Origin of the sequence: Yoonia sp. (genome assembly GCF_017854565.1) — a bacterium.
GTDB lineage: Bacteria > Pseudomonadota > Alphaproteobacteria > Rhodobacterales > Rhodobacteraceae > Yoonia.
On sequence record NZ_JAFMHJ010000011.1, the window covers coordinates 21018 to 43636 of the forward strand.

Sequence of the window (22619 nt, forward strand, 5' to 3'; positions counted from 1 at the left end):
CTGTTCAATCCGACGCACCGATCGGTTAGTTTGCCCCAAACGACGCCGCGCAGGCATAACAAAGGACAGCTCATTGGGCCGATTTGACAGATACCTACTGTCGCAACTGATGGTGCTCTTTGGCTTTTTCAGCCTGGTGCTGGTCTTGGTCTATTGGATCAACCGCGCGGTGGTGCTGTTCGATCAGCTGATCGCCGACGGGCAATCAGCCAGCGTTTTCCTCGAATTTACCGCGCTTTCGCTGCCATCCGTGATCCGCCTCGCGCTGCCGCTTTCGGCCTTCGCGGCCTCGGTCTATGTCACCAACCGCATGACCACGGAATCAGAGCTGATCGTGGTGCAGGCCACCGGATATTCTGCGTTCCGACTGGCGCGGCCTGTGTTATATTTCGGCCTGATCGTGGCGCTCTTGATGTCGATCCTGATGCATTTCCTCGTGCCGCTCAGCGGCGCGCGTCTGGCCGAACGGCAGGCCGATATCGCCCAGAACGTCACCGCCCGGCTGCTGACCGAAGGCAAGTTTCTGGAACCGATGAGCAACGTGACGTTCTATATCCGTGAAATCACCCCCGCAGGCGAACTGCACGACATCTTCTTGTCCGACAGCCGCAATCCCGCCGAACAGGTCATCTATACCGCAGCCCTGGCGTTTTTGCTGCGCGACGCAGGCGAAACCCAGTTGGTCATGATCGACGGGATGGCCCAAACCCTGCGCACCAAAGACCAACAGCTGTTCACCACATCATTTGACGATTTTGCCTATAACATCGGCAGTCTGATCAACGCCCGCAGCCGCCAGGGGCGCAGCGCGGACGAGCTGTCGACATGGGAACTGCTCAACCCCACACCCGCGCTCGAGGACGAAACCCGCCAAAGCGCCGCCCGGCTGATATCACGCGGACACGACCGGTTCAGTCAGGCACTGCTGGGCACCGTCGCGGCGCTCTTGGGTTTTTCCACCCTGCTTGTGGGGGGGTTCAGCCGCTTTGGCGTCTGGCGCCAGATCATTGCCGCGATCGGTCTGATCGTCGTGGTCAAAGCCATGGAAACCGTGGGCCTGAACCTTGCACGCAGCAACGAAAACCTGTGGTTTACCACATATTTGCCGGGAATAGTCGGGCTTTGCATCGTCTGGGGCCTGCTTTTCGCGGCAACCCGGCCCTATTTATTCAAACGCCGGATCAAGGAAGCCCTGACATCATGATCCTGCACCACTACTTCGCACGCCGTTTCCTGATGACCTTTCTGGGCGTCTTTACTGTGTTTTTCATGATCATGGTATTTTTGGATATGGTCGAACAGCTGCGCCGCTACGCCAGCGCCGACGCCCCCTTTATCGAGATATTCTATCTGACACTTCTCAACGTCCCCCAAGGCATCTACCGTATTTTGCCGTTGATCATGATCCTCGCAGCCCTCGCGCTTTTTCTTGGGCTGGCCCGGTCGTCAGAGCTGGTCGTCACCCGCGCGGCGGGCCGCTCGGCGCTCAATGCCCTGCTCGCGCCGCTGACGGTGGCGCTGCTGATCGGGCTCCTGGCTGTCGGGGTCCTGAACCCCATCGTCGCGGGCACCTCCAAGGAATACGAGGCGCGCGCCGATGCCTTGCGTGGTGAAACATCGGTGTTGTCGATCAGCGCATCCGGTCTTTGGCTGCGCCAAGGCAATGCCGAAGGCCAAACCGTCATTCGCGCCCAGACCGCCAACCTTGATGGCACCGCCCTGAACAACGTCAGCTTCATCACCTTCACCCCCGATGGCGGGCCCAGCCGCCGGATCGAGGCCGCAACGGCCCGACTGACCCCCGGTGCCTGGGTTCTGACCGATACCAAGACATGGACCCTCAAGGACAGCGACATCCCCGAAGCCACCGCAACCCGGCAGGCCAGCGTCAGCGTGCCGTCAACCCTGACCCCGGACCAAATTCGCGACAGCTTTGGCACGCCCTCCTCCATCCCGATCTGGGAACTGCCGACGTTCATCGAACGGCTGCGCACGGCGGGTTTTTCGGCACAGCGGCATTTGGTCTGGTTCCACACCGAACTGGCCCTGCCGGTTTTTCTGGTCTCGATGGTGATGATCGGGGCCAGCTTTACCCTGCGCCACCAACGCGGTGGACGCACAGGACTGATGGTGATGTTCGCGATACTTCTGGCCTTCATCATCTACTTCATCCGCAACTTCGCCCAGGTTTTGGGTGAAAACGGCCAATTGCCTGCGGTCCTTGCTGCGTGGGCACCCCCGCTCGCGGCGGTGGGCCTGTCGCTTGGCTTTCTCTTACACCACGAGGAAGGCTGATGCGCATTCTTGCTTTCCTTTTGCTGTTCGTACCGGGCATGTCATTCGCACAGGGTGCGGCCACGCTGATTGCCGACACCGTCACGCTCAATGGCCGTGATCAGCTGATCGCCAGCGGCAATATCGAAGTGCTGTATCAGGGCACCCGTCTGACGGCATCGCGGATCATCTACGACCAGCCTACCGACAGGCTGATCATCGACGGTCCGATCTTCATCCAGACCGATGACGGCACGATCCTGACCGCCGACCGGGCCGACCTTGATCCGACGCTTGAAAACGGCATGCTCCAAGGGGCGCGGCTGGTCCTTGATCAACAGCTCCAACTGGCCGCCAACCAGATCGACCGGATCGACGGGCGCTATTCCCAGCTTTATAAAACCGCCGCCACATCGTGTCAGGTCTGCGGCAACCGCGCGCCTTTGTGGGAAATCCGCGCCGAACGGGTGGTCAGCGATGATCAGACGCACCAGCTTTACTTTGACAACGCCACCTTTCGTGTACGCGGCGTGCCGGTGTTTTGGCTGCCTCGGATGCGGCTGCCCGATCCCTCGCTTGATCGCGCTACCGGTTTTTTGATCCCCCGGCAACGCAATACCAGCCAGCTTGGTAGCGGGCTGAAAATCCCTTATTTTGTGACGCTGGGCAACTACCGCGACATCACGCTTACCCCATATTTGTCATCCCAGACCCGGACGCTTGAACTGATCTACCGTCAGGCCTTTGCCAACGGCGACCTGCGGATCGAAGCCGCGACAAGCGATGACACGCTCCAAGACGAAAACCGCTCCTATGTCTTTGCGAACGCGAAATTCCGGCTCGCCAACGACTACCAGCTTAGCTTTCACCTCGAAGAAGTCAGCGATACGGCCTATCTGCTTGACTATAACTACTCCGGCAAAGACCGCCTCGACAGCGCGATCGGCCTGCTGCGCGTCACCGACAGCACGCTGACACAGGCCAACCTGACCTATTATCAAACCCTGCGCGATGATGAAACGAACGCATCTCTGCCGCCCATTGTGGCCGATCTTGATTATGAAACCCGCATCCGGCCCGCCATCGGTGGCACCCTGACGCTGGGCGCGGGGATAGACACCGCTTATCGCTACAGCGATACGGACGGCGATGCTGGGCGCGATGTGACCCGCGCCGGTATACGCAGCGCCTGGCGGCAAGACTGGATACTGCGGGGCGGCATTTTTGCAAGCGCCCATGCCGGTGCGCAGGCCGATCTGTACAACGTGACCGACGACAGCAGCTATGCCAAAAACGACCTGCGCTTTGTGCCCAGCATCGGCGCTGTGCTGCGCTATCCGCTGGCCAGAACCACGGCCAATGGCGCGTCGCACCTGCTGGAACCTACGCTCAGCATCGCGTGGGCGCAGGACTTTGGCGGCACCCCCCCGAACGAAGACAGCACACGCAGCGAACTCGACCGTGCCAACCTGTTCGATGGCACGCGTTTTGTGGGCGATGATGCGGTGGAAACCGGGGCGCATGCGGCCATTGGCGTGACCTGGACCCGCGCAGGTCCCACCGGCACCACATCGGCGCTGACCTTTGGCCGGATCGTGCGCGACCGCAGCATGACAGACTTCACGCCGTCATCCGGCCTTGATGGCACTAAATCCGACTGGCTGATCGCCGGGCAGATCACCACGCCAAAAGGGTTCCTTTTTGACAACCGCAGCCTGCTGGACGATGCCAGCGGCCTGACCCGCGCAGACAGCCGGATCGCATGGCAAAATGACACGGTTCAACTGTCCGCAGCCTATATCTGGCAGACCAAGGATCTGGCCGAAAATCGGCCCGATACCGTATCGGAATGGACCCTGGACGTCGCCTTTGATCTTAGCGCGGCGTGGTCGGTCAGCCTGGACGCCCGCTATGACATCGCGGCGGATCGCCCGGTGCGCGCGGGGATCGGCTTTGAATGGCGCAACGAATGCGTGACGGTCGACGTTTCCGCCTCGCGCCGCTATACGTCTTCCGCTACTGTTGACCCGACAACGACTTTCGGGCTCAGCGCTGCACTCAACGGCTTTTCCGCCGGGCGATCAGGTGGCGGCCCTGCAGCCCGCTGCACGAATTAAACCTACGATGACGAGGACACGCATGCGCGCACTTTCCACAATCGCCGCTTTTCTGGCATTGGCACTGACCGTCACACTTGGCGGCCCCGCTTTGGCGCAGGGGCAGCTGACGCCGGTCATCACGGTCAATGACCGGGTCATCACCCAGTTTGAACTGACCCAACGCAAGCGCCTGCTCGAAGTGTTCCGCACCCCCGGCGATCTGGACAAAATCGCCCGCGCCGGTCTGATCGAAGATCGCCTCAAGCAAGACGAATTCGACCGTGTCGGCCTGCGCCTGTCCGATGCGGTGCTGGCGACTGCGATGGAAGACTTCGCAACCCGCGCCGACATGAGCCTTGCACAGTTCACCGCCATGCTGGCCCAGAACGACGTCGATATCGCCACGCTGCGCGATTTCGTGCAGGTCGGTGTCAGCTGGCGCGACTACGTGCGCGGCCGCTTTAACCGACAGGTCACGATTACCGACGCCGATGTGGATCGCGCCATTGCACAGCTGGGCAACAGCACGACCGCAATCGAGGTGCTTTTGTCGGAGATCATCATCGCCGCCCCGCCCGAACGCGCCGCACAGGCCGAAGCCGCAGCCCAGCGTATCGCTCGCCTCCGCTCTTTCGCCGCATTCGAAGATGCCGCACGCGAGGTATCCGCCCTGCCATCGCGCGATGATGGCGGGCGGCTTGGCTGGCTGCCAATCAGCAACTACCCCCCGCAACTGGGCAACCTGCTGCTGGCCCTGCGTCCGGGTGAAGTGACCGAACCGATCAGCATCGCCAACGGGATCGCCCTGTTCCAGATGCGCGCTATCCGCGAGGTCGCGCGGGCGGTGCAGGCCCCCGCCAGCATCGCCTATGCGACCTATTATATCCCCGGTGGCCGCTCCGATGCAGGTCTGCGCGCTGCCGCCGATGTCGCCGACCAGCTCGATACATGCGACGATCTTTATGGTGTTGCCCGCAACCAACCTCCCGAGGCATTGGAACGCAACGCCCTGCCACCGCGCGATATTCCCAGCGATATCGCCTTGGAACTGGCACGGCTTGATCCGGGCGAAGTGTCGTACAACCTGACCCGCGACAATGGCGAAACGCTTGTGTTCCTGATGCTGTGCGGGCGCACAGCCGTGGGTCAAGGCGATACCGATCGCGCGGCCATCAGCAACCAACTGCGCAGTCAACGGCTTGCCGGTCTGGCCAATGCGCTGCTCGCAGACCTGCAGGCGTCGGCCACGATCATCATACGATGAAACCCATCGCGATCAGCTGTGGGGAACCGGCAGGGATCGGACCTGAAATCGCGGTGGTCGCATGGCACGCGGTCAAGGCCGATCTGCCGCTGGTTTGGATCGGCGACCCCCGCCACCTGCCCGCAGGGACCCCGTTCGATGTGATCAGCGATCCGTCACAGGCCGCAGCGGTATCCGCGCAGGCGCTGCCGGTGCTGGCCCGCGACTTTGGTGGGCGCGCACATCCGGGCACGCCGCACGCGGCACATGCCCAAGGGGTGATTGCCGCCATCGCCACCGGCGTTGATCTGGTGCAATCAGGTCGCGCGCGCGCGCTTTGCACCGCACCTATCCACAAGGCCGCCCTGATCGACGGGGCCGATTTTGCCTATCCCGGTCATACCGAATACCTGGCCGCACTGTGCGGGGCCGATCGGGTTGTGATGATGTTGGCCTGCGACGCGCTGCGCGTCGTGCCCACGACCATTCACATCCCCCTGGCCGACGTGCCGCGTGCGCTGACCGCCAGCCTGCTGACGGATACGATCCTGATCACCCACGCCGCCCTGCGCCGCGATTTTGGCATCGCCACCCCGCGCATCGCTGTGGCAGGATTGAACCCGCACGCAGGCGAAGACGGCAAGATGGGGCTGGAAGAGATCGAGATGATCACACCCGTCCTGAATGCGCTGCGCATCCAAGGCATGGATATTCGCGGCCCGCTATCGGCCGATACGATGTTTCACGCCGGGGCCCGTGCGACCTATGACGTTGCGGTCTGCATGTACCACGATCAGGCCCTGATCCCGATCAAGACGCTGGATTTTTCCGGTGGGGTCAACGTCACGCTTGGGCTGCCGATCATCCGGACATCGCCGGATCACGGCACGGCGTTTGATATCGCAGGCAAAGGCATCGCCGATGCGACGTCGATGATTGCGGCACTTCGGATGGCCGCGCAAATGGCCGATGCCCGCGATGGCTGATGGTTTGGGAGCCTCCGGCGGGAGTATTTTAGGACATAAGAAACTATGAGCGGCATCGACAATCTGCCCCCGTTGCGCGCCGTGATTGCAGCGCATGATCTGGCGGCCAAGAAATCTCTGGGCCAGAATTTTCTGTTGGATTTGAACCTGACCGCCAAAATCGCGCGGCTGGGCGGTGATCTGACCCAATACGATGTGCTTGAGATCGGACCCGGCCCCGGCGGATTGACGCGGGGCTTGTTGGCCGAAGGCGCGCGGCGTGTTCTTGCGATTGAGAAAGACCCGCGCTGCATGCCTGCGCTGGCCGAGATTGCCGCCGCTTATCCCGACCGGCTGCAGGTGATCAACGGTGACGCGCTGCTGGTGAACCCATTGGAACATCTGACGCAGCCGATCAAGATTGCAGCCAACCTACCCTATAACGTCGGCACCGAACTGTTGGTACGCTGGCTGACGCCACCGGATTGGCCGCCTTTTTGGGACAGTCTGACCTTGATGTTTCAGCGCGAAGTCGCCGAGCGTATTGTCGCGGCACCGGGCAGCAAGGCCTATGGGCGGTTGGCGCTGCTTGCGCAATGGCGCACCGATCCAACCATCATGATGGAACTGCCGCCAGAAGCGTTTAGCCCGCCCCCCAAGGTTAATTCCGCCGTCGTCCACCTGACCGCCCTGCCCGCGCCGCGCTATCCCGCCAACCCCGGCACGTTGAACAAAGTGGTTGCAGCCGCCTTTAACCAGCGGCGCAAGATGCTGCGTTCTGCGTTGAAATCGGTCAGTCCCGATATCGAAGATCATCTGATCGCATCCGGCATCAAACCCACCGAACGGGCCGAGCAGGTCGATCTGGAAGCCTTTTGCACATTGGCGCGCAGCCTCGACGCAGCCCGTACGCCCTGACCCAACAAAAAGCCCCCCGAAATCGGAGGGCATTTGATTATTCTGCGGCTTCTGGTGCGTTGTCGCCATTTGACGGGCTGTCGGGCACCGCACGTGGCTTGCGCGGGGCGCGTGGTTTACGTGCGCGCGGCTGGGGTTGAGGCTGGGGTTTTTCCTCTGGCGTATCGACCAGCCCCGAATCCTGATCATCATCGTCCCCCGCGATCACCGGCTGCTCCATCGCGCCGGGATCGCTCGATGTTGCCTCTTGCGCCTTCAGGCGTTCATTGCGTTCGCGGTCCCGCTCGGCCTGGCGTTCGCGGTTCTGGGCTTCCAGCTCATCGCGGCGTTGGTCGACCTCTTTTTGCGCTTCGGCCAGCAGGCGTGTGTAATGCTCTGCGTGCTGGGCAAAGTTTTCGGCATTCACCCGATCATTGGACAGCTGCGCGTCGCGATACAGTTGATTGTACTTTTCGATAATCTGCTGCGGAGTGCCGCGCACCTTACCATCCGGGCCAGAGCTGTCAAAAACCCGGTTGATGATGTTGCCGCCCGTAGGCCGGGTATTGCGGCTTTTGTTCCGCGACCGTGACTTCGATGATCTCATTGATGTGCTTTCAAGCCCTTGGCTGTCGTTGCGCTGACCAGATGTCGCGCCGTTTTGCGCGTCTTGAATATCTGGCCTTACGATGTTTGGCGACTGATCGGGGGGAGGTCAAAACGGCCCTCTGCCCTGCCGATGCCACTGAATAAACACGACCCATGGCCCAAGACAAGCTAAAATTGCGTCAAATAGCGAATTATTGAACGCTAGCGCCGTGTATCCGCATCAAAACCCACCATTTGCCCCATGACAACCCGGTCCCGACCATCCAGATCAGGCACCACAGCCACATTGCGCAAATCCGCATCCCGCATCATTTGCGCGACTGCAGTCCCCTGCGTCGGGCCGATTTCGAACAACAAGACCCCGTCGGGCACCAGCACCGCCAGCGCCTGCGCCACGATCACCCGATAGGCCGAAAGCCCGTCAGCTTCGTCGGTCAGCGCCATGCGCGGTTCCCAGTGACGCACCTCGGGCGACAGGGCGGGCATTTCGTCTGCGGCAATATAGGGCGGGTTCGACACGATCAGATCAAATGGGCCCGCAATTGCCGCCATCCAGTCGCTTTGCACGAACGTCGCACGCGCCGCGACGCCGTGCCGCCGGGCATTGCGCGATGCCACCGTCAACGCCGCCGCCGATGCGTCGCCACCCACGCCTGTGGCATTGGTCATTTCGGCCAGCAACGTCACCAGAATACAGCCCGACCCGGTGCCAAGATCCAACACCTTGGTAAAGTTTTGGCGCAGCGCGACCGCGATCAATGTCTCTGTCTCGGGGCGGGGGTCCAGAACGTCTGGCGTTACCTCAAATGCGCGGCCATAGAATTCGCGCGTGCCGATCAAATGCGACACCGGCTCACGCTGCACACGCCGGGCAATCAGCACGTCAAATCGGGCTTGTACGTCGGGTGCAACAGGTTCGGGCAGCGTCAGCGTCAACCGCCAGGCATCCACCCCGGACGCATATGCAAACAGCTTGCGCGCATCACGGGCGGCATCGGGCACCCCCGCCGCCGTCAACAGCCTTGTCGCAGCAATTACTGCCTGACCACCCGTCGGATCGCTCAAGCGCCCATCTCGGCCAGCAGCGTCGCCTGCGCCTCCGTTTGCAGGGCGCTGATCACCTCGTCCAGATCGCCCTGCATGATTTGGCCCAGCGAATAAAGCGTCAGGTTGATTCGGTGATCGGTCATGCGGCCCTGTGGGAAATTATAGGTCCGAATGCGTTCCGACCGGTCGCCCGACCCCACTTGCGCCTTGCGATCCGCGGACCGTTCCCCTTCGACGCGCTGGCGTTCCAGATCGAACAGGCGGGTTTTCAGCACCTGCATCGCGATCTCGCGGTTGCGGTGCTGTGACTTTTCGGCGCTGACCACGATGATACCGCTGGGGATATGCAGGATACGCACGGCCGAATCGGTCGTGTTCACATGCTGCCCGCCCGCGCCCGACGCCCGCATCGTATCAATCCGCAGATCACCGGGGGCAATCTGCACATCTACATCTTCCGCCTCGGGCAGCACCGCAACCGTTGCAGCCGAGGTATGGATACGCCCGCCGCTTTCGGTCTCTGGCACCCGTTGCACGCGGTGTACGCCGCTTTCGTACTTCAGCCGGGCAAACACGCCCTCGCCTGCGACCCGCGCGACCACTTCCTTGATGCCGCCCAATTCGGTGTGGCTTTCCTCAAGTATCTCAAATTTCCAACCCTTGCTTTCCGCATAGCGCTGATACATCCGCAGCAAATCCGCAGCAAAAAGCGATGCCTCATCACCGCCCGTGCCCGGTCGGATCTCGATCATCGCAGGCCGGGCATCGGCGGCATCCTTGGGCAATAGCGCCAGTTGCACCTCTTGCTCAGATGCTTCCAACGCCGCGCGCAAACCGGGCAGCTCGGCCTCGGCCAGCTCCTTCATTTCAGGATCTTTCAGCATCGCCTGCGCATCGGCAATCTCGCGCAGCAAATCCTTATAGGCAGTGACCGTTTCGACCACGGGGCGCAGTTCGGCGTATTCCCGGCCCAAGGCCGCAATTTCATTGCCCGCCGCACCGGCAGACATCTTGGCCTCCAGAAACTGAAAGCGGTCAATGATTTGTTCAATTTTGTCAGCGGCTATCATGGCAACCCGCTTGGCCGATCAGGGCGCTACGGTCAAGGGGCCAAGCGCGGCAAGCCAGGCCAGAACGCGCGCCCGGTTCACCCCCCCATCCGATACGCCAAAGCGCAGACGCCCATAAATGACAAGCACATCATCGTTGACCGCCACAGTTGTATAGTCGGGAAATCCCATGATCCTCGACCGTGTCTCAAACGTCATCATCCCGGTCGCCACGCCGCCCGCAATCAACCGGGTGCGCGGTGTGGCAAGCACGCGCTGCGCAACAGCGGCAAGAACCGCCTCTGCCGGGGCCGCGATCGCCCGCTCAGCCCGAAACCCGCCGGTTTGCGGATAATCCCCCGGACCCGCCGATTGCGGCATCGCGTGCCAGCGCTCCACGTCAGTCGGCGCCAGCCGCACATAGGCAAACAGCGCCGCCATCACCAAGATGACAAAAAACAGAAAACGACTGATCATGATATTTCTCCATGGGTCAGGCACGTCGCCTGAATGCAACCCTCGGCGCACGCCATACACCCAAGGCCCGTGACGCCGCCAGCGTCACTTTTCCCTTTTATGCCAGAGCGCAAGACAGCACAGCTCCATCGCCACATGCGCCCCGGCAATGGCCGTGGCACCGGTCGTGTCATAGGGCGGCGACACCTCGACCACATCACCGCCGACCATATTGATCCCCGCCAGATCGCGCAGCATCGCCGCCGCCTGCCAACTGGCCAACCCTCCCCAGACCGGCGTGCCGGTTCCCGGTGCAAAGGCGGGATCAAGCGCGTCGATATCAAACGTCACATAGGTCGGATGGGCACCCACAATGTCACGCACCCGATCGGTGACATAGGTGCTGCCTTTCTCGTGACAGGTCCGCGCGTCAATATAAGGCATGCCCAGATAATCATCGCATTGCGTACGAATTCCGATCTGCACCGACCGCGTGACATCCACCAGACCCAGCTTCACCGCCTTATACATGAACGTCCCGTGATCAATCCGGTCCAAGTCGTCATCCGCCCAAAGGTCCGAATGGGCATCAAACTGAATGACCGACATCGGGCCGTATTTCGCGGCGTAGGCGCGCAATATCGGCAGCGTGATAAAGTGGTCCCCCCCCAAGGTGACAGTCCCCGGCCCGGCGGCCAATATCCCCGCAATATGCGCCTCGACCAATGCCGGAACCCCGGCGACATTGGCATAGTCGAACGCCATATCGCCATAATCGACGATGGAAAACGCCGACAAAGGATCAAACCCATCCCAACCATAAGGGGGATCATACGGCTGCAACGCCGAAGCTTCGCGGATCGCACGCGGCCCGAACCGCGCGCCCGGACGGTGCGTCACGGCCTGATCAAACGGCACACCCGTCACCGCCAAATCAACACCCGTCAAATCCTTGGAGTACGCACGGCGCAAAAATGACGTCGCCCCGCCAAAGGCATTTTCATACGCCAGCCCCCGCCGATCCCCGCGCGTAAACGCCAAATCCACCTGCCCCTTTGCATCTTCCAGCGCCATCCCTCAGCCTTTCCTATATCTTGAAATACGCGCCGCAGCGCATCAGATTGCCAGAAATTTGGTCACCCCAACGGCAAAGCCCGTTCGACCAACCGGGCAAAGAACGACGCTCCCGCAGGCGCGGCACGGTCATCAAAATCATACTGCGGATGATGTAGCCCCGCCGTATCGCCATTGCCCACGAACAAATACGCGCCCGGACGCTGCTCCAGCAAATAGGCGAAATCCTCTGCGCCCATCTCGCGCATGGCATCATCGGTTACATCGGCACAGACACCGCGCGCGACCTCGGCGGCAAACGCCGTGCAACCGGGGTCGTTCACCGTCGCCGGATAACCAATCTCATAGACCAACGCGGCGCTGACATCGAAACTCGCCGCCTGCCCCGCCACAATCGCCGCCAGACGCGCCATGACCATTTGCTGCACCGCCCGGTCAAAGGTGCGGACGGTGCCGTTGATATACGCTGCCTCAGGAATAACATTATCCGCCGATCCGGTGTGGATCTGCGTCACCGACACCACCAGCGCCTCCAGCGCGTGGTGATTGCGGCTGACAATCGTCTGGATCGCCTGCACCATGCCGACCGCAGCAACGATCGGGTCTGCCGTATCATGTGGCATCGCGGCATGCCCGCCGCGGCCTGTAATATTGATGTGAAACTCATCCACCGCCGCCATGATCGGGCCGGGCGTGGTATAAAAAGCGCCCACCGCAGTGCCCGGCGCATTATGCAGCGCATAGACCTGCGTGATCTCGAAACGATCAAGCACCCCCTCTTTCACCATCACCTCCGCGCCGCCGCCATATTCTTCGGCGGGTTGAAAAATCAACGCCACACGCCCTGCGAAATTCCGCGTTTCCGCCAGATAGCGGGCCGCGCCGAGCAACATCGTCATATGTCCATCATGCCCGCAAGCATGCATCCGCCCCGGCACAGTTGACGCATAGGCCGCACCGGTCATTTCGGTGATGGGCAGCGCATCCATATCCGCACGCAACCCAATCGTGGGGCCAGGGCGGTTCCCTTCGATGATCGCAACAAGACCGCTGGTCGCGATCCCCTCATGCACCGCATCCACCCCAAATTCCCGCAACCGCGCCGCCACAAAGGCCGCCGTGCGATGGCACGCGAAACCCAGCTCGGGATGGGCGTGCAAATATTGCCGCCACGCCGCCATATCTTGTGAAAAATCGGCGATGCGATTGATGACAGGCATGGGTGGCACTCCGGGCGTTTGGGCAATACCTTGCCACTTGACCGCAACAAGAGGGCCTGCGCAATGGCTGATGACACCCTGATCCACGACCCTGCTGGCGGCATGCCGCGCCTGCTGGAAATCATGCGCCGCCTGCGCGACCCGCAAACCGGCTGCCCGTGGGATATCGAGCAGGATTTCAGCTCGATCGCACCCTATACCATCGAAGAAGCCTACGAAGTCGCCGATGCCATCGCCCGGTCAGACTGGGCCGAGTTGGAGGGCGAATTGGGCGATTTGCTGCTGCAAACCGTCTATCACACCCAAATCGGCACCGAGGCCGGGTTGTTCACCTTCGAAACCATCGTGAAATCCATCGCCGACAAGATGGTCGCGCGGCATCCGCATGTGTTTGGCGACGAATCGCGTGACAAATCGTCCGCGCAGCAAACCCTTGACTGGGAACGGATCAAAGCCGCCGAACGGGCGGGCAAATCCCAAACCCGGACGCTTGACGGCGTCGCGGCAGGCCTGCCCGCCCTGACGCGGGCCGTGAAACTGCAAAAACGGGCCGCGCGCGTCGGCTTTGACTGGCCCGACACCACCCATGTCATCGACAAAATCATCGAAGAGGCCGCCGAATTGGTCGAGGCCCGCGACACCTTGACCCAGACCGAAGTCGCAGAGGAATTCGGCGATCTGATGTTTGTGATGGTCAACCTTGCCCGGCATCTGGATATTGACCCTGAAACGGCCCTGCGCGGCACCAACGCCAAATTTACAAGGCGTTTCGCAGCGGTGGAAGACGCGCTTTCTGCCCGTGGCAAGACCCCGGCGCAAAGCGATCTTGCGGAAATGGACGCACTTTGGGACGCTGTGAAGGCGCAGGAAAGGGCCGCAGAATAATATCTGACTAAATAGATCAGGTATTGACCAGACTAAAAGACTCAGGTTTACAGGGGGCAGTTCATAACTGGAGCCTTCCCATGACGATACGCACATTCCTCCTTGCCACGGCCTGCATCGCCGTCGCCGCGCCCGCACTGGCCGATGTCAACATCTACACCACCCGCCAGCCCGAGCTGATCCAGCCGGTGATGGACGCCTTCACCGCCCAAACGGGCATCGCGGTCAACCTCGCCTTTGTCGACGATGGCCTGGTCGAGCGGCTGAAAGCCGAAGGCGCGCGGTCGCCCGCCGATCTGGTGATGACCGTGGATATCGCCAACCTGCAACAAATCGTTGATGCCGGCGTCGTCCAACCCGTGATCAGCGACACCCTGACCGCAGCAATCCCCGCCACCCTGCGCAGCCCCGAAAACCTGTGGTTCGGCCTGACCACGCGGGCGCGGATCATCTATGCGTCCAAAGACCGCGTCGCCGATGGCGAAGTCACCACCTACGAAGACCTTGCCTCGGAGAAATGGCAGGGCCGCATCTGCACCCGGTCTGGCCTGCACAGCTATAATCTGGCGCTTATGGCCGCCGTGATTGCCCATGATGGCGAGGACGGCGCCCGCGATTGGGCCGCAGCGGTCCGCGGCAATCTGGCCCGCAAACCCGAAGGCAACGACCGCGCGCAGGTCAAGGCGATCTGGGCAGGGCAATGCGATATCAGCCTTGGCAACACTTACTATATGGGCGAAATGCTCGAAGATCCCGAACAGACCGAATGGGCCAATTCCGTGCGGATCATTTTTCCGACATTCGCGGATGGCGGGACGCATGTGAACGTGTCCGGCATCGCGATGACAAACGCCGCGCCGAACAAAGACCAAGCGCTGCAATTGATGGAATTCCTCGTCTCGCCCGCCGCGCAAAGCATCTATGCGGACCTGAACTATGAATATCCTGTGCTGGACGGCGCACCACTGTCTGATCTGGTCGCAAGCTGGGGCAGTTTCATCCCCGATGACGTCGACCTGACCGACCTCGCGGGCCACCGTCCCGCCGCCCTGCGGATCATGGAAGAAGTTAATTTCGACGGCTAGTGCCGCCGACGTGGGAGGGGGGCTGTCTGCCCCCCCGACCCTGCGGGTCCCCCCCCGAGGATATTTCCGCTCGGAAGAAGCTGTTTGCATTTTGCCACGGCAGCGGCAATCTGGGGACACCACGGGGGGGGGGATCATATGGATATCACGACAGCCAAAGCCATCGTGACCGGCGGCGCATCGGGCCTTGGTGCGGCGACAGCGCAGGGGCTGATTGCGGCGGGCGCACAGGTCACCATCTTTGACCGCGACCCGCAAGGCGCGGATTTCGCGCAGGATATCGGTGCCGGTTTCGCGCTGGTCGATGTTACGGATGAAGACAGCGTCATCAATGGGCTGGCAGGCGCAATTGCGGCGATGGGCGGTCTGAATGTTGCGATCAACTGCGCGGGTATTGCCACCGCCGAGAAAACGCTTGGCCGCGACGGCCCGCACACGCTGGCCAGTTTCAAGCGGACCGTCGATGTCAATCTGAACGGCACCTTCAACGTCGCACGCCTGGCTGCCGCGCGGATGACCGACGGCGGCGTGATTATCAACACCGCCTCGGTTGCAGCCTTTGACGGGCAAAAGGGGCAAGCCGCCTATGCCGCATCCAAGGCCGGCATCGCCGGGCTTTCGCTGCCGATGGCGCGCGATCTGGCCCGCAGCCGCATCCGCGTCATGGCCATCGCACCCGGCATCTTCCGCACCCCCATGCTCGCGGGTTTGGGCGAAGAGATCATGGCAGGCCTCGCGCGCGACGTCGTCTACCCACCCCGCCTTGGCGACCCATCGGAATTCGCGGCACTTGCACGGTTCATCGTCGCGTGTGATTATCTGAACGGCACCACAATCCGTCTGGATGGCGCCCTGCGGATGCCATGAACGGGACAGACAAGCGGTATGCAACGGATTTTCAATGGCACAGCGATCACTGCCTTTGCCAACATCGACCCCAAGGCGGATCGCGCCCTTGTGACATTTGCGAACTGGGCCAAAAATCCGCCGCGCAAACCTGTGTTTCCCAGCCTCGCTGCGGCCTATGGGATGAGCTATTTCGGTCTGGTCGCCCGGCAAAATCACTGGTGGCAAACCGAGGAATTCCCGCAGGCTCTTCTTGAAATCGCTGATCTGACCAGAGATCGCATGGAAATCGTGTGTTTTGGGACCAGCATGGGTGCCACGGGCGCATTGCTTGCCCGGCGGTTCATCGGTTCCGCATTCACGCTGGCCGTGTCGCCGCAATATGCGATTACGCCACAAGTTGCGCCATGGGAAGACCGCTGGCGTGGTATTGCCGCCGCCCTGCCCCAGATAATCAGGCCCGACAGCCCCACGAACCTATGTGCAAGAACCGCCGTACTTTATGATCCATTCCATCGGTCCGACAGCCGCCATGTCGCGCATATTGCAGCAGGTGGACCGATCGTGCGTCTGCCGCTCGCTTTCTCTGACCACGCACCGCTGGAGCAGATCAAGGCCGCAGGCCATCTGGATGCGTTCACACAGGCCGCGATCGTCGCAAACGACATGGCGCAATCCCGCGCAAATGTCAGGTCATCGCGCGATGCAAATGGGAATTTTGGGCTGCACATGTGGCTTCGCAAGACCGGCCACATGCCGCTGCACATGCGCTTTGCGCAGATCGACGCGCTGTCTGCCGCGTTTCCCGACAATATGGATATCACCCAGGAAGAGGCCAGGATTATGTCCAGATTGACCGCGCATCAAAGGGCCCATAATTTACGTGCCGGTCAGAACGGCAAGGCAATATGAACGTATGACATCCGTCGGTATCGGGCGTTTTTGCCGTCGCTTCGTGTGGGCCAAAGCAAATGAACCGTGCAGCGCCCGTGTCCCTAGCCGGCTTTTTCTTCCAGTGCCAACCATTCTTCTTCGGCATCCGACAGCGCGTTTTGCCGCGCGACCAATGCATCGCTTGCCTTTTGAAACTTCGCTGGCTGCTTGGTGAACAGATCGGGGTCCGACAACAGCTCTTCGAGCTTGGCAATCTCCGCGCCAAGGGTCTCAATCACGTTCGGCAAGCTCTCCAAGCGGTGCCGTTCCGTGAACGACAGCCCGGCGCCTGATTTCTTTTCGGTGGCTTTGTCTTTTTTGGCCAATGGTTTACTCGCCACGGCGGCCTCGGTGAAATCGCCACCACGCTGCGCGCGGTAATCGGTCCAGCCGCCGGCATAAACCACCGCCTGCCCATTGCCTTCCATCGCAATCGTCGTCGTCGCCACCCGGTCCAGAAAATCCCGGTCGTGGCTGACCAAAAGAACCGTGCCGTCGTAGTCGCCCAGAATATCTTGCAACAAATCCAGCGTCTCGATATCCAGATCGTTCGTCGGCTCGTCGAGGATCAGCAGGTTGCTTTCGCGCGCCATCAGCCGGGCGAGCAGCAACCGGGCCTTTTCGCCACCCGACAACGACCGCACCGGTGCGCGTGCCTGCGCTTCGTCGAACAAAAATTCCTTGAGGTAGCCGACAACATGTTTCGGCTGCCCCCGCACCATGATCTGATCAGACTTGCCACTGACGCCAAGTTCGGGATCATTCGCCAGGTTTTCCCACAGCGTCATATCCTGATTAAGCGCGGCACGGCTTTGGTCAAAAATCGCGATATCCAGATTGGTGCCCAGCTTGACCGACCCCTCATCAGGTGCGACTTGACCCAGTAACATCTTGATCAGCGTGGTTTTACCCACGCCATTGGGACCAACGAACGCGATCCGGTCACCGCGTTGCACGGTCAGGTTAAAGTCCTGGACAATCTGCTTGCCATCAAACGCTTTGGTCAGGCCGAATGCCTCGACTACCTTTTTGCCCGACGTCGATCCGCCATCAAATGCCATCGCAGCCGTGCCTTGGCGCTGGATTTGACCGGCTTTTTCGGCACGTAAATCCTGCAACGCCCGCACCCGGCCCTGATTGCGCGTGCGGCGTGCGGAAATGCCTTCCACCGCCCAACGCGCCTCGGCCTTGATCTTGCGGTTCAGCTTGTGCCGCTGCTGGTCTTCTTCTTCCCATATCTTGTCGCGCCATTCCTCGAAGCCTGCGAACCCCTGCTCGGCCCGGCGCACCGCGCCACGGTCAATCCACAGGGTCGCACGGGTCAAAGCGCGCAAGAACGCCCGGTCGTGCGAAATCAGCACGAACGCCGCGCGGGTTGTCTTCAGCTCGTTCTCAAGCCAGGCAATCGCCTCGATGTCCAGATGGTTCGTTGGCTCGTCCAGCAACATCAGCTCGGGCGCTTCCGCCATCAGCTTGGCCAATGCCGCACGGCGCCGCTCACCGCCCGATGCGGTCGCAACGGCCCCCGCAGGGTCGAACTTCAGCCCCTCGGCCACCATATCGACCTTATAGGCCTCATCAATATCCAGCCCGCTGGCGGCATAGTCGCCAAGCGTCGCAAACCCCTCCATCGACGGGTCCTGCTCCATATAGCCGACCTGCACACCGGGCGACGCCACCCGCGTGCCCGCATCGGGCAAGACCAGACCGGCCATCACCTTCATCAAAGTTGATTTGCCAGAGCCGTTGCGCCCCACCAAAGCAACCCGATCACCGGGCTGGATGACCAAAGACAGGTCTGCAAATACAGGATCGCCGCCATAAGTCAGGGCGATATCGGAAAGCTGAAGAAGGGGTGCACGTGCCATGCGCGTCAGGTATTGCGGCGCGGGCAAATGCGCAAGGGGGGATCAGCGCGCAACAGCACGCAAAGCGCGCGCGCGCGCCGCTGGCACGGCCGCGACCGTTACACAGGTAAACACATGCAGCGTATTCATATCGCGATCCACGACCGCATGGTCGCTGACCCAGCCGCCCATCGCCAAATAGGTGCGCAGCAGCGGCGGCATCTGCCGCAGCCCCGGCGCACCGCGTGGCAAATCCGCGAACCGCACCACCTGCGCCGCCTTCACAGCGGGGCGCAGCGCCTCTGGCCCCAAATACCGCGCCTGCAACACCTCGAATGCGGGGATATAGGGTGTCGGATCAATTCCGGCAAAACTGGTGCAGCCGAACAGCATCGCAATGCCCGCATCGTCAACCATCCGGGTCAGCGCGCCCCATGCTACCCGCAATACATCGGCGTCCATCACATCGGGCGCCACACAAAACCGGCCAATCTCGGCCATGGGTGCCTGCGCGGCCGCCAACGCAGACAGATCATAGAACCGCGCCGCATAGCCACCCCCGACCCCGGCCCCCGACGCCATCGGCAAAAATCGCACTGTCGCCACCAGCCGCCCGGCGCGATCGGCAACCATCAAATGGCGGCACAGATCATCGAACCGGTCCGCATCAACACCCGCCGTACCAAAGAACGACAAATGCCGCAGCCGCTGACAGGCCAGGACATCATCCGCCCCCTGCGCGAACCGCGCCACATAGCGCCCTTTGGAAAACGGAATTGTCATCAACCTCACCTTGGCGAATACGGCCCTTCAGCCTAGGTTAACGCGCAAGCAGGTAAAAGGAACACCACCGCATGGATAAAATCGCCAAATCCGACGCCGAATGGCGCGCACAACTGTCGGACATGGCCTATAAGGTCACTCGCAAGCACGGCACCGAACGCGCAGGCACCTACGAAGATTTCCCGAAAGACCCCGGAACCTACATGTGCGTCTGCTGCGGCGCGCCCCTGTTTGACCAGAATGCAAAATTCGAAAGCGGCACTGGCTGGCCATCTTTCTACAAACCGCTTGATGCCGAACAGGTCGGCGAAACCACCGACCGCAGCTTTTTCATGAAACGCACCGAAGTCCACTGCAACCGCTGCGACGCGCACCTTGGCCACGTCTTTCCCGATGGCCCGCAACCCACCGGCCTGCGGTATTGCATCAACGGTGTCGCCCTCACATTCGAACCAAAGGCGTAGGGCGCGGATCTCCCCGCCACCTCCTCCGGCTCAATCTGGTTAACGCGGCGGTCACATTTCACCCGTGCGCTGCGTTAACGCGCCAAAACCGCGCCAAACGTACATACGCGATCCGGACGCCATCCATACAGGCTACTGCCGCATCAAATGCCGGAAAATCCACGCATTAACTGATGATTCGCGTGGCTGCGCCCACTGGCGACCATTGCACCCATCGCGCGTTGCTTACGGCGCATCGCCCAACAATGCCCCGGCATCGACCCGGCCAAATGCCCCCAGCAGCTGCGCGATGAACGTCACATCATTGATGCCATCCTCCGTCACCTGCCGCTCCAACACCACCACCTGCCCGTCCTCCAACGTGTAGCGCGCAAGGTTGCGCACAACGGCCCCCTGATCAAAGCTGAACACCAGAACTTGCCGCTCCAGCTCTTTGGGCGCGAACGGGCCATAATGGCGGAAGGTACTGGAAACATAGTAATAATCGTTGTTGCCCAGCACCCCTTCGGCGGTTGGCGGGCCGAATATCGCGGTGACGCTGTCACGGGTCGATTGCCCGACCTGCACCGCGGCCAACTCGTCAGCCGTGGGCGCGAACCCATGATAGCGCGTGACCGGTGTACACGCCGACAGTGCCAGAACCACGGCCAAAATGCCCGCAGCGCGCAGCCCGGTGATAGTTTTACCTGTGATCATGCCCATGACGGCCCTCTTGCTTTGGCGTCTTTTGCCTTTTATCCCGCTTACAATACAAACCGCCCCCTGTTCAAGAATGGAAGCACCCGTGGCCCCACTCCCCCAGTCACTCTTACGTATAGCCGACCTCGCCACGCGCCGCGCGACAGACTTTGACCTGACCCCCACAGCCGACGAACGGCGTGCCGTGGCGGATGTCCTGGGGATCGTTGGCGTGAAAAAACTGCGCTTTTCCGGGCAGTTAGCGCCTTTGGACCGCACCGACTGGGAACTCACCGCGACCCTCGGCGCGACCGTTGTGCAGGACTGCGTGGTCACGCTCGCCCCGGTCACGACCCGAATCGATGAGCCTCTCAAACGGACATATCTTGCCGCAATGCCCGCCATCGAAGCGGCTGAAGTCGAAATGCCCGACGACGACACCATCGAAGCACTGCCCGCCACGCTCGATCTCGCGCAGGTCATGATCGAGGCGCTCGCGCTCGCCTTACCGCTTTATCCACGTGCAGATGGGGCGGATTTGGGGCGGGCAGTTTTCACCCAACCCGGCACGGCCCCAATGACCGACGATGACGCCAAACCCTTTGCTGGACTGGGCGCGCTGCGCGATTCCATTGGCAAAAAAGACACGTAACACAGCGACGCAACCCGTCGAAAAAGGGTTGCGCCGCGCGCAAATCGCAGTATGTTCGCCCCCTCTTTGACATCGCGTCTCGACAGGGCTGCCGGATTGGCGTAGGACCCCCGAGAGATCACCAAAACAGGGCCGTGTGCCCATTTATCATAGGGTTCAGACATGGCCGTCCAGCAGAATAAAGTATCCAAATCCCGTCGCAACAACCGGCGTTCGCACGACTCTCTTGTCGCAGCAAACCCCAACGAATGTGACAATTGCGGCGAACTGAAGCGCCCGCACCACATTTGTCCGTCTTGCGGACATTACGCGACACGTGAAGTGATCGCAGACACAACCCAAATCGACCTCGACGAAGACGCAGCGTAAGCTGCGTTTCGGGCACGACACCATGACCAATAGCCAGACGGACAACGCTCCGACCCCGGCTGATGGATCAAACGTGCTTTCCGTCGACGCTATGGGTGGCGATAAAGGGCCGGCAACCGTTGTTGCTGGCCTTTCAAAGTTTTTGGGCAAAGCATCCGGCGCACGCGCGATCCTGCATGGCCCTGTGGATCAGCTTAAGCCACTGCTTGAAAAGTATAATATCAGCGACCGGGTGACGATCCACGACGCGTCCGAGGTTGTGAAAATGACCGATAAACCCAGCCACGTACTCCGCCACGGCAAGAACACGTCGATGTGGTCCGCGATCGAGGCGGTGCGCAGCGGCGAGGCTGCCGTCTGCATTAGTTGTGGCAACACCGGCGGTCTGATGGCGATGTCGATGCTGCGCCTGCGCAAGGCCGAAGGCGTGAACCGTCCCGCCATCGCCTGTCTGTGGCCATCGCGTAACCCCAGCGGCTTCAACGTCATGCTTGACGCTGGCGCCGATATCCGCGCCGATCAGGACGATTTGCTGACCTATGCGCTGATGGGCGCATCCTATGCGCGCAATGGCTTGGGTATCGACCGGCCGCGCGTCGGATTGCTGAATGTCGGAACAGAGGAACACAAGGGCCGCGCGGAACTCAAGGTCGCCCACGAACTTATTGCAAAGGCTGCCGAAAAGGGTGAATTCACCTATATTGGCTTTATCGAAGGCGGTGATCTGCCGTCGGATAAAGTTGATGTCATTGTGACCGACGGCTTTACCGGGAATGTCGCGCTCAAAACGGGCGAAGGCACGGCAAGCCTGATCTCGGAACTGCTCCGCGCTGCATTTATGAAATCCCCCCTGTCCATGTTTGCAGCCCTCGTGGCGCGCGGGTCTCTGCGCCGGTTAAGCAAGCGGATCGACCCGCGCCGGGTGAACGGCGGTGTGTTTCTGGGCCTGAACCAAACCGTCATCAAAAGCCATGGGTCCGCAGACGCGACAGGCGTCGCAGCCGCCCTGCATCTGGCCTATAAACTGGCCCAAAGTGGATTTTCCGATAAACTGGCCGCCCGGGTTGCATCCGCCGCATCACTTGCCCAAGATGCAATTCAAGAAGGTGCGACCGAAAAAACCCGCACCAATACAGGCAAATAA

At 61.2% G+C, this 22619-nt stretch carries 23 protein-coding genes; 14 read left to right on the forward strand and 9 right to left on the reverse strand.

Annotated elements, in window-relative coordinates:
* The first annotated feature begins 73 nt into the window (after nucleotides 1–73).
* Genes lptF through rsmA form a run of 6 tightly spaced genes read left to right on the forward strand, consistent with a single transcriptional unit; the run spans nucleotide 74 to nucleotide 7499 of the window.
* Entirely contained in the window at nucleotides 74–1204 is a 1131-nt protein-coding gene (lptF, locus tag QZ196_RS06635; RefSeq protein ID WP_296424993.1) for an LPS export ABC transporter permease LptF, read from the forward strand.
* Nucleotides 1201–2295, forward strand: coding sequence for an LPS export ABC transporter permease LptG (gene lptG / locus QZ196_RS06640; RefSeq protein ID WP_296424995.1), 1095 nt, complete (start codon nucleotides 1201–1203; stop codon nucleotides 2293–2295). The genes lptF and lptG overlap by 4 nt, the downstream gene beginning before the upstream one ends.
* Entirely contained in the window at nucleotides 2295–4391 is a 2097-nt protein-coding gene (lptD, locus tag QZ196_RS06645; RefSeq protein WP_296424996.1) for an LPS assembly protein LptD, read from the forward strand. Before lptG ends, lptD begins: the two co-directional genes overlap by 1 nt.
* A gap of 22 nt (nucleotides 4392–4413) precedes the next feature.
* On the forward strand, nucleotides 4414–5637 hold the full coding sequence (locus QZ196_RS06650; RefSeq protein ID WP_296424998.1) for a peptidylprolyl isomerase: 1224 nt from the start codon (nucleotides 4414–4416) through the stop codon (nucleotides 5635–5637).
* A complete protein-coding gene (gene pdxA / locus QZ196_RS06655; RefSeq protein WP_296424999.1) occupies nucleotides 5634–6602 on the forward strand; it encodes a 4-hydroxythreonine-4-phosphate dehydrogenase PdxA in 969 nt (322 codons plus the stop codon). Before QZ196_RS06650 ends, pdxA begins: the two co-directional genes overlap by 4 nt.
* 45 nt (nucleotides 6603–6647) lie before the next feature.
* Nucleotides 6648–7499 (forward strand): 16S rRNA (adenine(1518)-N(6)/adenine(1519)-N(6))-dimethyltransferase RsmA, encoded by an 852-nt coding sequence (gene rsmA / locus QZ196_RS06660; RefSeq protein WP_296425001.1) that lies wholly within the window; start codon nucleotides 6648–6650, stop codon nucleotides 7497–7499.
* Between the two features lie 37 nt (nucleotides 7500–7536).
* Here rsmA and QZ196_RS06665 read toward each other — a convergent pair whose 3' ends face one another.
* The 6 genes from QZ196_RS06665 to QZ196_RS06690 all read right to left on the reverse strand — a co-directional run bounded on the left by QZ196_RS06665 (nucleotide 7537) and on the right by QZ196_RS06690 (nucleotide 12933).
* Nucleotides 7537–8085 (reverse strand): DUF4167 domain-containing protein, encoded by a 549-nt coding sequence (locus QZ196_RS06665; RefSeq protein ID WP_296425002.1) that lies wholly within the window; start codon nucleotides 8083–8085, stop codon nucleotides 7537–7539.
* Between the two features lie 203 nt (nucleotides 8086–8288).
* The gene (gene prmC, locus QZ196_RS06670; protein ID WP_296425004.1) at nucleotides 8289–9152 is read right to left on the reverse strand and encodes a peptide chain release factor N(5)-glutamine methyltransferase; all 864 of its coding nucleotides are present in this window, start codon (nucleotides 9150–9152) and stop codon (nucleotides 8289–8291) included.
* Nucleotides 9149–10204, reverse strand: coding sequence for a peptide chain release factor 1 (gene prfA, locus QZ196_RS06675; protein ID WP_296425005.1), 1056 nt, complete (start codon nucleotides 10202–10204; stop codon nucleotides 9149–9151). Before prfA ends, prmC begins: the two co-directional genes overlap by 4 nt.
* Nucleotides 10205–10222: 18 nt before the next feature.
* Entirely contained in the window at nucleotides 10223–10660 is a 438-nt protein-coding gene (locus tag QZ196_RS06680; RefSeq protein WP_296425007.1) for a DUF1499 domain-containing protein, read from the reverse strand.
* An 84-nt stretch (nucleotides 10661–10744) separates the two neighbouring features.
* Nucleotides 10745–11713, reverse strand: a complete 969-nt coding sequence (speB, locus tag QZ196_RS06685) for an agmatinase (protein WP_296425008.1) — start codon at nucleotides 11711–11713, stop codon at nucleotides 10745–10747.
* A 62-nt stretch (nucleotides 11714–11775) separates the two neighbouring features.
* The gene (locus tag QZ196_RS06690; protein WP_296425010.1) at nucleotides 11776–12933 is read right to left on the reverse strand and encodes a M20 aminoacylase family protein; all 1158 of its coding nucleotides are present in this window, start codon (nucleotides 12931–12933) and stop codon (nucleotides 11776–11778) included.
* 63 nt (nucleotides 12934–12996) lie between these two features.
* Here QZ196_RS06690 and mazG point away from each other — a divergent pair, with 63 nt between their 5' ends.
* From mazG to QZ196_RS06710, 4 genes are all read left to right on the forward strand, one after another.
* A complete protein-coding gene (mazG, locus tag QZ196_RS06695) occupies nucleotides 12997–13818 on the forward strand; it encodes a nucleoside triphosphate pyrophosphohydrolase (RefSeq protein WP_296425012.1) in 822 nt (273 codons plus the stop codon).
* An 80-nt stretch (nucleotides 13819–13898) separates the two neighbouring features.
* Nucleotides 13899–14903 carry a Fe(3+) ABC transporter substrate-binding protein gene (locus QZ196_RS06700; RefSeq protein ID WP_296425013.1) on the forward strand — a complete coding sequence of 335 codons (1005 nt, stop codon included), beginning with the start codon at nucleotides 13899–13901 and terminating at the stop codon, nucleotides 14901–14903.
* A 138-nt stretch (nucleotides 14904–15041) separates the two neighbouring features.
* Nucleotides 15042–15770 carry an SDR family NAD(P)-dependent oxidoreductase gene (locus tag QZ196_RS06705; protein WP_296425015.1) on the forward strand — a complete coding sequence of 243 codons (729 nt, stop codon included), beginning with the start codon at nucleotides 15042–15044 and terminating at the stop codon, nucleotides 15768–15770.
* A gap of 18 nt (nucleotides 15771–15788) precedes the next feature.
* Nucleotides 15789–16661 (forward strand): hypothetical protein, encoded by an 873-nt coding sequence (locus tag QZ196_RS06710; RefSeq protein WP_296425017.1) that lies wholly within the window; start codon nucleotides 15789–15791, stop codon nucleotides 16659–16661.
* Nucleotides 16662–16744: 83 nt separating this feature from the next.
* On the opposite strand, the gene QZ196_RS06715 is transcribed toward QZ196_RS06710, so the two are convergent.
* Entirely contained in the window at nucleotides 16745–18550 is a 1806-nt protein-coding gene (locus QZ196_RS06715) for an ATP-binding cassette domain-containing protein (protein WP_296425018.1), read from the reverse strand.
* Between the two features lie 42 nt (nucleotides 18551–18592).
* On the reverse strand, nucleotides 18593–19312 hold the full coding sequence (locus QZ196_RS06720) for a GNAT family N-acetyltransferase (RefSeq protein WP_296425020.1): 720 nt from the start codon (nucleotides 19310–19312) through the stop codon (nucleotides 18593–18595).
* A gap of 71 nt (nucleotides 19313–19383) precedes the next feature.
* On the opposite strand from QZ196_RS06720, the gene msrB reads away from it, so the two are divergent.
* A complete protein-coding gene (gene msrB / locus QZ196_RS06725) occupies nucleotides 19384–19776 on the forward strand; it encodes a peptide-methionine (R)-S-oxide reductase MsrB (RefSeq protein WP_296425022.1) in 393 nt (130 codons plus the stop codon).
* A 225-nt stretch (nucleotides 19777–20001) separates the two neighbouring features.
* Here msrB and bamE read toward each other — a convergent pair whose 3' ends face one another.
* Nucleotides 20002–20478 (reverse strand): outer membrane protein assembly factor BamE, encoded by a 477-nt coding sequence (gene bamE / locus QZ196_RS06730; RefSeq protein WP_296425024.1) that lies wholly within the window; start codon nucleotides 20476–20478, stop codon nucleotides 20002–20004.
* Between the two features lie 82 nt (nucleotides 20479–20560).
* On the opposite strand from bamE, the gene QZ196_RS06735 reads away from it, so the two are divergent.
* The 3 genes from QZ196_RS06735 to plsX all read left to right on the forward strand — a co-directional run bounded on the left by QZ196_RS06735 (nucleotide 20561) and on the right by plsX (nucleotide 22619).
* Nucleotides 20561–21106 (forward strand): DUF177 domain-containing protein, encoded by a 546-nt coding sequence (locus QZ196_RS06735; protein WP_366510955.1) that lies wholly within the window; start codon nucleotides 20561–20563, stop codon nucleotides 21104–21106.
* A gap of 162 nt (nucleotides 21107–21268) precedes the next feature.
* Nucleotides 21269–21475: a 50S ribosomal protein L32 gene (gene rpmF, locus QZ196_RS06740; protein WP_296425027.1), complete on the forward strand. Its 207-nt coding sequence runs from the start codon at nucleotides 21269–21271 to the stop codon at nucleotides 21473–21475.
* Between the two features lie 22 nt (nucleotides 21476–21497).
* Nucleotides 21498–22619, forward strand: a complete 1122-nt coding sequence (plsX, locus tag QZ196_RS06745; protein ID WP_296425029.1) for a phosphate acyltransferase PlsX — start codon at nucleotides 21498–21500, stop codon at nucleotides 22617–22619.

What these genes read in the sequence shown, in the direction of transcription:
- lptG (WP_296424995.1), top strand. Translation starts at nt 1,201, where the DNA reads ATGATCCTGCACCACTACTTCGCACGCCGTTTCCTGATGACCTTTCTG.
- lptD (WP_296424996.1), top strand. Translation starts at nt 2,295, where the DNA reads ATGCGCATTCTTGCTTTCCTTTTGCTGTTCGTACCGGGCATGTCATTC.
- QZ196_RS06650 (WP_296424998.1), top strand. Translation starts at nt 4,414, where the DNA reads ATGCGCGCACTTTCCACAATCGCCGCTTTTCTGGCATTGGCACTGACC.
- pdxA (WP_296424999.1), top strand. Translation starts at nt 5,634, where the DNA reads ATGAAACCCATCGCGATCAGCTGTGGGGAACCGGCAGGGATCGGACCT.
- rsmA (WP_296425001.1), top strand. Translation starts at nt 6,648, where the DNA reads ATGAGCGGCATCGACAATCTGCCCCCGTTGCGCGCCGTGATTGCAGCG.
- QZ196_RS06665 (WP_296425002.1), bottom strand. Translation starts at nt 8,085, where the DNA reads ATGAGATCATCGAAGTCACGGTCGCGGAACAAAAGCCGCAATACCCGG.
- prfA (WP_296425005.1), bottom strand. Translation starts at nt 10,204, where the DNA reads ATGATAGCCGCTGACAAAATTGAACAAATCATTGACCGCTTTCAGTTT.
- QZ196_RS06680 (WP_296425007.1), bottom strand. Translation starts at nt 10,660, where the DNA reads ATGATCAGTCGTTTTCTGTTTTTTGTCATCTTGGTGATGGCGGCGCTG.
- speB (WP_296425008.1), bottom strand. Translation starts at nt 11,713, where the DNA reads ATGGCGCTGGAAGATGCAAAGGGGCAGGTGGATTTGGCGTTTACGCGC.
- QZ196_RS06690 (WP_296425010.1), bottom strand. Translation starts at nt 12,933, where the DNA reads ATGCCTGTCATCAATCGCATCGCCGATTTTTCACAAGATATGGCGGCG.
- mazG (WP_296425012.1), top strand. Translation starts at nt 12,997, where the DNA reads ATGGCTGATGACACCCTGATCCACGACCCTGCTGGCGGCATGCCGCGC.
- QZ196_RS06700 (WP_296425013.1), top strand. Translation starts at nt 13,899, where the DNA reads ATGACGATACGCACATTCCTCCTTGCCACGGCCTGCATCGCCGTCGCC.
- QZ196_RS06705 (WP_296425015.1), top strand. Translation starts at nt 15,042, where the DNA reads ATGGATATCACGACAGCCAAAGCCATCGTGACCGGCGGCGCATCGGGC.
- QZ196_RS06710 (WP_296425017.1), top strand. Translation starts at nt 15,789, where the DNA reads ATGCAACGGATTTTCAATGGCACAGCGATCACTGCCTTTGCCAACATC.
- QZ196_RS06715 (WP_296425018.1), bottom strand. Translation starts at nt 18,550, where the DNA reads ATGGCACGTGCACCCCTTCTTCAGCTTTCCGATATCGCCCTGACTTAT.
- QZ196_RS06720 (WP_296425020.1), bottom strand. Translation starts at nt 19,312, where the DNA reads ATGACAATTCCGTTTTCCAAAGGGCGCTATGTGGCGCGGTTCGCGCAG.
- msrB (WP_296425022.1), top strand. Translation starts at nt 19,384, where the DNA reads ATGGATAAAATCGCCAAATCCGACGCCGAATGGCGCGCACAACTGTCG.
- bamE (WP_296425024.1), bottom strand. Translation starts at nt 20,478, where the DNA reads ATGGGCATGATCACAGGTAAAACTATCACCGGGCTGCGCGCTGCGGGC.
- rpmF (WP_296425027.1), top strand. Translation starts at nt 21,269, where the DNA reads ATGGCCGTCCAGCAGAATAAAGTATCCAAATCCCGTCGCAACAACCGG.
- plsX (WP_296425029.1), top strand. Translation starts at nt 21,498, where the DNA reads ATGACCAATAGCCAGACGGACAACGCTCCGACCCCGGCTGATGGATCA.